This is a genomic window from Ruegeria sp. ANG10 (genome assembly GCF_040705255.1).
In the GTDB taxonomy this organism is placed as follows: Bacteria; Pseudomonadota; Alphaproteobacteria; order Rhodobacterales; family Rhodobacteraceae; genus Ruegeria.
Genome location: NZ_JBFCVU010000001.1, coordinates 604,818 through 616,354, shown reverse-complemented (window position 1 = coordinate 616,354; position 11,537 = coordinate 604,818). Strand labels below are relative to the sequence as shown.

The window sequence follows — 11,537 nt, the reverse complement described above, 5'->3', positions numbered from 1 at the left end:
GAGTGAACTTACATTTTGGGCTCGAACCGAACCACTGCTGCGGTGCGGCCTTAGGTCTGGTCTGGATTGGCGAACGGCAAATGCTACCCGCCAACATGGTTCAAATGTCGATCTGCTCAGCGATGCTCAACGCATCTTCAAGTTCGACGCCAAGATATCTGACAGTGCTGTCAACCTTTGTGTGTCCGAGCAGCAGTTGAACAGCCCTGAGATTTCCGTTCTTCCGGTAGATCTCCGCCGCCTTGGTCCGTTGCAGCGAATGGGTGCCGTAGCCGCTGGGCTCCAACCCAATCGCAGCAACCCAATCACGCACAAGTCGGCCATATTGGCGAGTCGAGATATGCGGGCGGTCATGAAATCGGCTGGGAAACATGAAACGACAGCTGATCATTTCCGGCGACTTGATCCATTCGGCAATGGTATCCCGCATATTTTCAGAGAGTTCGAACTGAACGGGTCGCCGGGTTTAGCTCTGGATCACGGACACCCTCTCGCGAACGAGGTCATCTCTGACCGAATCGCTGACGGACAGTTTCACCAAGTCGCATCCGCGAAGCTTGCTATCAATCGCCACGTTGAACAGCGTGAGATCACGCAGATTTCTGGCCAATTCGAGCCGCGCGCGGATTGCCCACACTTGTTTCGCCAACAGTGGCCTTTTCTGGCCGACGATCCGACCCTTGTTCTAGGCTCTTCGTTTCGGGGTGACAGCGGGAAGTTGAACTCTTGGCATATTGGGCCCTCCAATCCTCCCGCCCTCCCAGACATCAGCACCGCGCTGACACCTGAATTTTACCGTTGGTTTGAATGGCCGTTGGCCGATTGCTTGTTCTTCGAAAAACGCTGCGGGTGCATTGGGCTGCTCTGAGCCGAGGGTGTGTGAAAACTCCGGCCCATGAGTTCTCTCGTCGCGCTCGTTTTCGGCACTTGTGCAAAAGCTCTCTCAGAAGTGCGAGAGAACGCACATATAGGCTGTTTTCGGCATATTGCGCTGGACAGTCAGAGTTTTCACACAGCCTCAGCCCAATGCAGACATTCAAAAACGAACTTTGCAATTCCGACTTTTCGAAGCAATGCACCCTGACAGACGGCTACATTGACGGTTGCTTCTAGCCCAGTCGAACCTTGCACAAATGCTTCACAGAACAAACTTGCAATCACCCGTCTCTGCGTAGTCATCTAGGATACGGGGATGGAGGAAGCTGATGACGCGATGGCAGCTAGTGGTCTGTATTTTGTGCACGGTGACCCTTGTCGCTTGCGCTCCAAAAACTCGCACATATGAAAAGACCGTATCAGCTGCGCTGCCGGTAAATTCGGGCACAGGTCTGGGTCAGGCCGCCAATCGCCTTGGGGACCCCAAAGACGGTCGGTCGGGTGTCAAGCTGATCAGTGACGGCGAAGAAGCTCTTGTATCAAGGCTATTACTTGCTGCTGCGGCCGAGCGAACGATAGACGCGCAATACTACCTTCTGCACGACGACCCAACGGGCCACCTATTCGCTGCCAGTCTTTTGCAGGCAGCAGATCGGGGTGTTCGTGTCCGATTGTTGCTTGATGACATGGATACGTCCAGCTATGACGCGATGACGGCCGCATTGGACAATCACAAAAATATTGAGATCCGGCTGTTCAATCCGTTCTGGCGGGAACAAAGCCTTCTGATCGCAGGTTTGACAGATTTCAAGCGCATCAATCGCCGAATGCACAACAAATCCATGACCGCCGACAATGTGTTCACGATTGTGGGTGGGAGAAACATCGGCGCCGAGTATTTTCTCGCACGGGAAGAAATGAACTACGCTGATCTGGATGTTCTGGCCGCAGGCCCGGTTGTCCGCGAAGTGTCGCGAAGCTTTGACACTTACTGGAACAGCGAATTCGCCGTTCCAGCTCGGGTGGTTGTTGGAGAACCTCAGGAATTTGACCTTGGTGATGCGCGAGTCAGGTTGAACGAACTGGTCGAGGAAGCGAAGCAAACGCAGTATGGCGCAGCTCTCAGAAAGTCAGCACAAGAGAACTTCACAGATGGAGCCCTGTCACTGGATTGGCTGCCAGCGAAGCTTTATGCTGATCCGCCGTCAAAAGCCGCCGGTCTCGAGAACTCAGGTCCCGTCCTGGCATCTCAATTGCTTCCGTACTTTGAGAATGCCAGCAGTGAGGTGAACATCGTCTCCGCCTATTTCGTGCCGCGTGACAACGGAGTGAAATGGTTGACCGAATTGGAAAGCCGCGGCGTCGACGTAAAGGTTGTAACCAATTCACTTGCGTCTAACGACGTCGCACCCGTCTACGCGCACTACGCCAAGAAACGCCGCGCACTTCTACGCGGTGGAGTAGAACTCTATGAGCTGCGACCGGACGCCTATCAGGTCCAACGCCGCGGTATTAACTGGGCTCAGTCCAGGTCAGGCCTGCATTCCAAGGCATTTGCAGTTGATGACCGATACTTGTTCGTAGGGTCGTTCAATTGGGACCCGCGATCTGTCAACATCAACACCGAGATGGGAATTCTGATTGACTCGCCAGCATTGACTATACAGACCATGGGTGCCTTGGACGACGCACTACCCGCATACACATATAACGTGACGCTCGAGAAAGCCGGTCAGCTTAAATGGACGACAAGAGGCGATGATGGCAACGTTCTTGAGTACAAATTCGAGCCGACAGGATCGGCTTGGGATCACTTAGTTGCTGGTTTTCTAAGTATTTTGCCAATTGGGTCCCAGCTTTAGGTTTTTTTACACATAGCTCGCGCTACCAGAAAACTCAGGCCTACAAAACGGCAGCCTTGGGGCGAAAATGTCTGCGGATCGTTTCCAGCCGGTCGTTTGGTTTGTCCGCTAGCCAGAATTTGCAAACGCCGCTTTCAGCGCATTGCCGACGTTCTTAAATCCGGATGCTGCGTGGCAGCGAATTGGAGTTCTGTCCCGCGACTTTAGCCTCGCCCTCTAAGTGCTAGCTGCGCCATGAACGAATGGCAGGTTTTTCCGCTGCCTAGCAACGCCGAGAACCACGCAAACGCAGCAATTCTCGTGCTGCGAGCGCGCGCTGCGAAAAAACTACACTCACAGGTTGGGCTCAGGGCGGTCATTCGCAGTATTTTCGTGAGCGTCTGCCACGCGGACTTGGCAAACCTTTGAACTCAGTCAAAATAACTTCCCGAGCAGAGTTATGCTATGGTGCCTTCAATTGTGGAGGAAAAATTGTTTCGCTATGTTTTGCCAGCAGCTCTCATTCTGGGGAGCCCAGTCTTAGCTCAGGACGCAATAAATCCGTCAGGCCTTTCCGGCCCTTCCGGTCGACCTTATTCACCTTACGCTGAACGCGCATATCCAACTCAAGTCTATTTTGGTGACACTCACGTTCATACTGGTCTTTCCGGGGATGCTGGTGGAGGCGGTACGCGCCTAATGCCGCGTGATGCCTATCGGTTTGCGCGTGGAGAAGAAGTTGTGTCGAACACGGGGCAACCTGTAAAGTTGTCGATGCCTCTCGATTTCTTCATGATTACAGATCATTCGGATGCGATGGGTGCTATCACCGACATCATTGGGGGTGCTCCCAACATATTGGCGGATGAGCAAGGCAGGTATTTCCATGAACAGTTCAATAAAGGCGGGGAATCCGCCTTAGCGGCTGCGCTTGAACTTACTGCGGCGTTTGCTCAAGGGCAGGTTTCGCCAGCGTTAAATTATCAACCAGGCAATCCCGCGTACGCGCGTGTTTGGGACGACATTATCGATGCTGCGGAAGAATACAATGATCCGGGCGTGTTCAGCACCTTTATCGCCTATGAATGGACCTCTCTCGTTGCAGGGAACAATTTGCACCGAAACGTGGTCTTTCGCGACGGCCCTGAGCTCGCAAGACAGATACTGCCTTATACAACAACGCCACCTGTGGGTTCACCTAACCCTCGTGATCTTTGGAAGTGGTTGGAGCGCTATGAACAAACGACAGGCGGGCGTGTTCTTGCTATTCCACATAATGGGAACTTGTCTAACGGCTGGATGTTCCCGTTGGTCGATGACTTCGCGGATGGGGTGCCGTTAGATCCCGCATACGCAGAAGCGCGAAACAAATGGGAAAGACTATACGAACCAACGCAGATTAAGGGAGATGGTGAGACCCACCCGTTCCTATCACCTGATGATGAATTTGCTGACTTCGAAACATGGGATTACGGCAATCTGGATGCTTCGGTTCCGAAAGAGCCAGCAATGTTGCACGGTGAATACGCTCGATCCGGGTTACTTCGAGGCTTATCTTTGGAAAAGGCTTTGGGAGTAAACCCGTTCAAGTTTGGCCTGGGTGGGGCCAGTGACACACACACAGGTTTAACGGCTCCAAATAACGACAATTTCTTCGGGAAGTTCACCGGTTACGAGCCCAGCGAAGAGCGCAGCCAACATGTCAGTAAGACCTATGCTGACGGGGCTGTTGCGCTGCTTTCGTCGCAATACATTACTGGCGGTCTGACCGCAGTATGGGCGCAGGAGAATTCCCGAGAAGCCATTTGGGATGCGATGCATCGGCGTGAAACCTACGCAACAACAGGGCCCAGAATGCGCGTCCGTATGTTTGGAGGATATTCTTTTACCAAAGAAGATGCCTTACGGCGCGACTTGGCGCTTGTGGGATACACCAAAGGTGTGCCGATGGGTGGCGATCTTGACCCTAGTGAAAGCGCACCTTCCTTTCTGGTATATGCGCTTCGTGATCCGATGGGAGCAAACCTGGATCGAATCCAGATCGTAAAGGGCTGGTTAGATGCAGAAGGAGAGCAACGGGAAAAAGTCTACGACGTGGCCTGGTCTGGTTCTCGCGAACCAGATACCGCTGGTAAGTTGCCGTCAGTAGGCACCACAGTGGACCTCTCTATCCCCTCGTGGACCAACACAATTGGAGCCTCTGAGCTCGGAACCGTGTGGGAAGACCCGGATTTCGATCCCTCGGAAAGCGCATTTTATTATGCCCGGGTTATAGAAATTCCGACCCCTCGCTGGACGGCGTATGATGCAGTGAAGTTCGGAATAGACATGCCGGATGGCGTCAGTTTAACAACGCAGGAACGCGCCTACACTTCGCCGATTTGGTACTCGACACAACAGTAGTTCGATTTACGGTGTCGGTCCGTTATAGGCTCGAAGCGGTCATCCGACTGGTTCGGTCGAACGACTGTTTTGTTTCGGTGAGTAGTCGGTGCCCAATCAATGGATCAAATTCTGTAGCTCCCTATCGGTGCGGATTATGTCGTTAGGGTCAATATTCATAACCAATAGATGACGGTTGCTGCGAGGGCGATGGCAGAAAGGAAGACTTTGGGGCAGCGGTCATAGCGGGTTGCGACGCGCCTCCAGTCCTTGAGTCTGCCGAACATGATCTCGATCCTGTTGCGGCGTTTGTAGCGGCGTTTGTCGTATTTGACTGGGGTCTTGCGTTGCTTACGGCCGGGGATGCAGGCGCGTATCCCTTTGTCTTTTAACGCGTCTCGGAACCAGTCAGCATCATAGCCGCGATCCCCGAGCAGCCAGTCCGCATTTGGAATACTGCTGAGCAGAGCCCGAGCACCGATGTAATTGCTGACCTGCCCGGCGGTAACGAACAGGTTGAGCGGACGCCCTTGGCTATCACAGATGGCGTGCAGCTTGGTGTTCATGCCCCCCTTGGTTCTACCGATCAGGCGGCCACGCCCCCCTTTTTTGCGGCCATACTGGTCGCGGTGCGGTGTGCCTTGAGATAGGTCGCGTCGATCATTACCGTCTTTTTCTCGCCGTGCTCAGCGGCTAAACCGACCATCATCCGAGCGAAGATACCCTTCTCACTCCAACGCTTCCACCGACTATAAAGCGTCTTGTGCGGTCCGTATTCAGAAGGTGCGTCCCGCCAGCGCAAACCATTGCGGTTGATGAAGATAGTCCCACTCAACACCCGCTTATCATCAACCCGAGCCTTGCCGTGCGACTTCGGGAAAAATGGGGTAAGCTTGGCCATCTGTTCGTCGGTTAGCCAATAAAGGTCGCTCATGTCATCGCTCCGTTTTCGGAGCCGTGAATCACGCAGCGCGGTGGAAATCAATGCATCCTGACCCTAGCCGCACCAACGCGTTTGTCAAAACTTTGCAACAGATCGGATCGAACTGCATCTGCCATACTCAAGCGGTAGATTTGAACCGTCTAGCGGGTGGATGTATCGCGAGTTTGACAGTGTGATGGTCTGCTTGACCCCAGACTATGGCAACGGAGGTTGGGGCGAGAGCACTCCCTGAAACCCCAACTACATCTCGGCCGCGACACCCGGCGGAGAGCCGAGCTCATTCATGCCGGATGGTATCGCAGTTGAACAAGACCACCGTAAAAAAGTGGCGGGTTCGTCCAATACTCTGATTGGGGAGACCCAACCATCTCCTGGTGATGCGGCACGCTGCCGCGTGTCGCCGGAGGAAAAGTTTTTAACGATCTACCGGAGAAAGCCCGCTTCTTTCAGCTGTCATGTACGGTTCCCGGTAAATCAAGTATTCGCGCAAACTTTTCTACCCGACCCTCCATTTATGATTGAACAATAAGTCATCCGATCTTATTTTTTTGCAGATGAGGGGTAACCCCAAAATGCGCGCGGTACACTCTCGCGAAATGGCCTGGATTCTCGAAACCGCAAGCAAATGCGACTTCTGTGACCGAAGCTTCTGTCTGCAACAGCAGCTTGCGCGCTCGGTCAAGGCGCATATCCATAAAGTACTTCTTGGGGGACGCGTTCAGATACTTGCCAAACAAACGTTCCAGTTGACGCGTTGATATCCCGATTTCCGTTGCGATTTTGGACGGTGAAACTGGCGCTTCAATAGACTTTTCCATAATATGGATCGCCTTGGCCAAATGGGCATTGCGCATTCCGTTTCGAGACTGGATCGACACGCGTTGTTCCGCAGAAGCATTGCGAACGGCATTATAGACCATCTGGTCGGAGACCGAGACGGTAAGATCATGACCGTGGTGCTGCTCAATGAGATGAAGCATCAGGTCCGCTGTGGCCGTTCCTCCGGACGCAGTTATGAATTTCCCATCAACTGTAAACACGCTGCGCACCAGATTGACCTCGGGAAAAGCCTCCATGAAACTGTCGTGATACTCCCAGTGGATTGCCGCGTCGGAGCCGTCCAGAAACCCCGCTTCCGCCAGCAGCCAAGCACCAGAACACAGCGCTCCGATCTGAGTGCCACCGGCACGTTCACGCCTGAGCCCAGCTAGCAGTGAACGCGATACGTGCGCTTGCATGTTAATGCCTGACAGAACAAACAGGCGGTCACATTTGGGGATACTCGAAATACCGCCATCCACCACTGTTTTAATGCCATTGGAACAGGTGACGGTTTTCCCGTCTTCCGACAGAATTGACCATCTGTATAGCTCTTCACCTTGCACAAGGTTTGCAATGCGAAGAGGCTCAATCGCGCAGGAAAACGCCAGATGAGAGAACTCTTCAATGAGCAGGAAGACAAAGTGCTGTGGGTTGGACATGGTGGCCTACGTTTTAAAAGCAAAACTGCGCGGGACGAACCGCGCAGTCTCAAGTGCAGGGATATTCCCTAGAGGTTACTGCGCAGCACTGCGAGCAGCGTCCAGCCAGCTATCATAGGCAGCCTGATTTGCCGCAATCCACTCATCGACATGCCGGTCGATGTCATCTGAGCTGTCTTCGCCGTCCGCGATCTTCTTGTTTTGTGCCGAAATGTCATTGATGTCAATTTTGGCGACTTCAAACAGTTTGGCAGCGGCCGGATTTGCCCCCAGGAACTCATCAGTTGCGACAACCCGGATGCTGTCGACAGCAAAGCCCAAATCCTTGCCTTCAAAGGTGGTCTCAGCTGCGGCGTCATCCGGCAGCGACGAATAGGGAACAGCCAGGAATTCAACATTCTCGCCCGGAACCAGAACACCAGATACCCAGTACGGGGTCCAAGTGTAATACAACACGTTCTCGCCGCCTTCGCTGCGGGCGATAGTGTCAGCGATGATCGCGTTATATTCACCTTGGTTGTGATTCACCGTGTCACGCAGACCGAACTCATCCAGTTGATGCTCGATCACACGCTCGCAGCCCCAGCCGGGCACACACCCCGCGAGATCCGCTTTGCCGTCACCATCGGCATCAAACAGTGCAGCCTTCTCGGGGTCTTTCAGATCGCCCAGATTCTGAACGCCTGCGTCATATGCGGCCTTGTTGATCAAATAGCCTTGCAGCGCACCATCAATCAGCGTGCCGACTTTTTCCAAAACTTCATCACCGCCCGATTCCTGAAAGAAGGTATCGTGCAGGCCGTTCCAATGTACCGCTGTGAAATCCGCATCTCCGGTGCCCAAGGCCAGATGCAGCGTCTGTGCCTGTACCTCTTCGGGCTCAGCCACGTCATAGCCCAGATCGTTCAGCGCCCGGAACAGGATACGGTGCTGGAAAATCTCTTCCGCAATAGGTTGGATAACCGGGCGGACAGTAACGCCTTCACCAGGTTTGTCACTGGCAGCAAGGGCCGATGTGGCCAGGATTGTTGTGGCGGCAAACGCGGCCAGAGTTGATTTGACGAACATTATGAATGGTCCTCCCAATAGATCAGTTCGCTTTTTGAGGTTCGGGTGTTTCTTCGGATCGAGGTTTTTTGATCAGGCGCAGAACGGCACCGACCGGCCCGCCTTCGTACCAATGTCGGTGTCCGCGTTCGCGACCCGACTGGCCCATGCCTTGAGTGATACGGTCCAGCACGATAGCCAGGATCACGATGCCGAGGCCGCCCACCAGCGCCTTGCCTGCGTCCAGACGGCCCATTGCGCGCAGTACCTCGTTTCCAAGCCCTTTGACTGAGATCATCGAGGCGATCACAACCATCGACAGCGACAACATGATCGTCTGGTTAACCCCAGCCAGAATGGTGGGAGTTGCCAACGGCAGCTCGACCTTGAACAACACCTGCCGGGGGTTGGCTCCAAAAGCACGGGCGGCCTCAACCACCGAAGGGTTCACCCCCCGGATGCCCAACGAGGTCAAGCGGATCAACGGCGGCAGCGCGAAGATGATCGTGACAACAACACCCGAGACATTACCGATGCCGATCAGCATGACGACCGGAACCAGATAAACGAAGGCTGGAATAGTCTGCATCGTGTCCAAGATCGGGCGAATGGCGGCTTCGAACCGATCATTCTTGCCCGCCAGAATGCCCAGCGGCAGACCGATGAAGAAGGACAAGATCACCGCCGAGACAACGATGGCCAATGTGGTCATCGCCAGCCCCCAAGCGTTTGGCGACAAAAAGCCCAGAGCGGTCATCAAGATGCCGACCAGAATGGCAGTACGACGCCCTGCCGCCTGCCACGCGATCAAGATCAGAATGACCAGCATGATCAACGGCGGTACCGCGTTCAGTGCTGTGTCGATCCCAACGATCATTTCGTTGAAAAAATTCTTGATGGGTTGAATGATACCCCGGTTCGCGATGGCCCAGCCCTTTACGCCATCAGCGCTTTCGGCGATGCCCAGATCCACAGACGAAAAGGGATCGAGAATGCTGAATTCAGTGTCTGCCATGATGCCCTCTCAGTGTTTCATTGACGCGGGGTCGTCGACCTCGCCCTGAATGCCGCGCAACAGCGCATTCTTGGTGACGATGCCGATTGGCTTACCATCGGCTTTCACCACAACGGGGTGCTGAGTAGCGATCGAGAGGTTTACCAAGTCGTCCAGCGAATGATCGGGGTGTGCTTCGGGCCATTGGTCGTGATCGACCGGGCCTTGGCGCTGCTCAAAGGCCTCGACCGGCTCCATGATTTTGCCAGCTGAGATCAGCTCTAGCTTGGATATGCCCGCAACGAAGTCTGCCACGTAGTCATCAACCGGGTTGGTTACGATGTCTTCGGGCGTACCGACCTGAACCAGCGCACCGTCCTTCATAATGGCGATGCGGTCGCCTATGCGGATCGCCTCATCCAGATCGTGGGTAATGAAAAGGGTGGTTTTCTTCATCTCGGCCGACAGCGACATGAACTTGTCCTGCAATTGGCGACGGATCAGTGGATCAAGGGCTGAAAACGGCTCGTCCATCAGCAGGATCGACGGATCCGCCGCAATCGCCCGGGCCAGACCGACACGCTGCTGCATACCGCCGGACAATTCGTCGGGGTACTTTTGATCCCAGCCATTCAAGTCCACCGCATCAATAGCGCGCATAGCGTTTTCATGACGCTCGTTCACGTCATGACCGCGCACTTCCTGACTGAATGAGACATTGTCCAGAACGGTGCGATGAGGCATCAGAGCCATGTTCTGGAAAACCATACCGATCTTCTCGGCCCGAACCTCCCGCAGGTCGCGTGCGTTCAGCTTGTTGACGTCCTGACCTTCGATAAATAGCTGACCGGATGTCGGCTCGATCAGGCGGTTTACGTGACGAATCAGTGTGGATTTGCCCGAGCCGGACAAGCCCATGATGCAGAAGATTTCACCCCGCCCAACGGTAAACGTAGCGTCCTGAACACCTACGACGCAATCAAAGCGATCGCGCACTTCGAGCTTTCCAAGCCCCTGTTCCTGCACGGCTTTCATGGCTTCTGCGGAACGCTTTCCGAAGATCTTCCATAAATTCCGGCAATCGATGACGGCGTCATCTTGAAAGTTTTTCACCGGCTCCTCCCAACCCAAAATTCTCGTTGCATACTGCACATTTTTTTATTGTGTACAATTTGTATTTTTTTATTATATGTCCAATCAGTGGATTCACAGCGGTGATTCAGTCATCTCTATGGCGCGAAGGATCCAACAGGAGATCAAACATGAAAGACGCGTCACGACGCAGAAAACAGCAACTCTATGAACACCTGAAGGTGGCGGTCATGACCCTTGAGTTGCGCCCAGGTGTCGATTTGGACGAGGCGACTCTGTCGGAAGAATTCGAGTTGTCGCGCACGCCGTTGCGCGAAGTGTTCCGCCAGCTGGCAGGTGAGGGCTATCTTGACCTGCGAGAGAACCGCGGCGCGCGCGTGTCAGAGATGTCTTACACCACGCTGCGAGATTTCTTTTTGGCGGCGCCGATGATCTACGGCGCCATTCTTCAGTTGGCTGCCAAGAATTCCAAACCTGCACAGATTGCGCGCTTGAAAGAAGCGCAAGAGGCATTCAAAGCCGCGTTGCGGTCGGGTTCGAGTGCGGATCGGGCGATGGCCAACAACCTTTTCCACGAGATTACCGGCGATATGGCCGATAACATCTATCTGCTGCCGTCGTTCAAACGGCTGCTGATCGACCATGCCCGAATTGGCATGACCTTCTATCGGCCCAAGGATCAAGTCATGGCCGACAATCTGTCTGTTGCCAGCGCTCAACACGACGCCATTATCGCCGCTATAGAGGCGGGTGATGAAGCGGCTTCAATGCAGCTGGCCATCGATCATTGGAACTTGTCCCGCGACCAAATCGAGCTGTTTGTCACGCCCACTGGGCTTGACCTGCCGCTGGGAACTATGGCGCGAAAAACCCCAGCATGA

General features: G+C 54.2%; 8 protein-coding genes and 1 pseudogene. 3 read left to right on the top strand and 6 right to left on the bottom strand.

Features of this window, described 5'->3' with window-relative positions; translation table 11 throughout:
• Positions 1 to 100: 100 nt before the first annotated feature.
• Positions 101 to 673, bottom strand: a pseudogene (locus tag AB1A64_RS02815) (tyrosine-type recombinase/integrase).
• Between the two features lie 532 nt (positions 674 to 1,205).
• Here AB1A64_RS02815 and AB1A64_RS02810 point away from each other — a divergent pair.
• Both AB1A64_RS02810 and AB1A64_RS02805 read left to right on the top strand, forming a co-directional pair.
• Positions 1,206 to 2,738, top strand: coding sequence for a phospholipase D family protein (locus tag AB1A64_RS02810; protein WP_366550011.1), 1,533 nt, complete (start codon positions 1,206 to 1,208; stop codon positions 2,736 to 2,738).
• Between the two features lie 444 nt (positions 2,739 to 3,182).
• Positions 3,183 to 5,120 carry a DUF3604 domain-containing protein gene (locus AB1A64_RS02805; protein WP_366550010.1) on the top strand — a complete coding sequence of 646 codons (1,938 nt, stop codon included), beginning with the start codon at positions 3,183 to 3,185 and terminating at the stop codon, positions 5,118 to 5,120.
• 155 nt (positions 5,121 to 5,275) lie between these two features.
• Here the strand turns inward: AB1A64_RS02805 and AB1A64_RS02800 are convergent.
• From AB1A64_RS02800 to AB1A64_RS02780, 5 genes are all read right to left on the bottom strand, one after another.
• A protein-coding gene (locus AB1A64_RS02800; protein ID WP_366550009.1) for an IS5 family transposase occupies positions 5,276 to 6,033 on the bottom strand; the annotation gives its coding sequence in 2 pieces (ribosomal slippage) (positions 5,276 to 5,712 and positions 5,712 to 6,033; 759 coding nt in all).
• A 539-nt stretch (positions 6,034 to 6,572) separates the two neighbouring features.
• A complete protein-coding gene (locus AB1A64_RS02795; protein WP_366550008.1) occupies positions 6,573 to 7,523 on the bottom strand; it encodes a GlxA family transcriptional regulator in 951 nt (316 codons plus the stop codon).
• Between the two features lie 75 nt (positions 7,524 to 7,598).
• Positions 7,599 to 8,591 carry a glycine betaine/L-proline ABC transporter substrate-binding protein ProX gene (proX, locus tag AB1A64_RS02790; RefSeq protein ID WP_366550007.1) on the bottom strand — a complete coding sequence of 331 codons (993 nt, stop codon included), beginning with the start codon at positions 8,589 to 8,591 and terminating at the stop codon, positions 7,599 to 7,601.
• Between the two features lie 22 nt (positions 8,592 to 8,613).
• Positions 8,614 to 9,585 carry an ABC transporter permease subunit gene (locus AB1A64_RS02785; protein ID WP_366550006.1) on the bottom strand — a complete coding sequence of 324 codons (972 nt, stop codon included), beginning with the start codon at positions 9,583 to 9,585 and terminating at the stop codon, positions 8,614 to 8,616.
• 9 nt (positions 9,586 to 9,594) lie between these two features.
• Positions 9,595 to 10,677: a glycine betaine/L-proline ABC transporter ATP-binding protein gene (locus tag AB1A64_RS02780; RefSeq protein WP_366550005.1), complete on the bottom strand. Its 1,083-nt coding sequence runs from the start codon at positions 10,675 to 10,677 to the stop codon at positions 9,595 to 9,597.
• Positions 10,678 to 10,826: 149 nt separating this feature from the next.
• On the opposite strand from AB1A64_RS02780, the gene AB1A64_RS02775 reads away from it, so the two are divergent.
• On the top strand, positions 10,827 to 11,537 hold the full coding sequence (locus AB1A64_RS02775; protein ID WP_366550004.1) for a GntR family transcriptional regulator: 711 nt from the start codon (positions 10,827 to 10,829) through the stop codon (positions 11,535 to 11,537).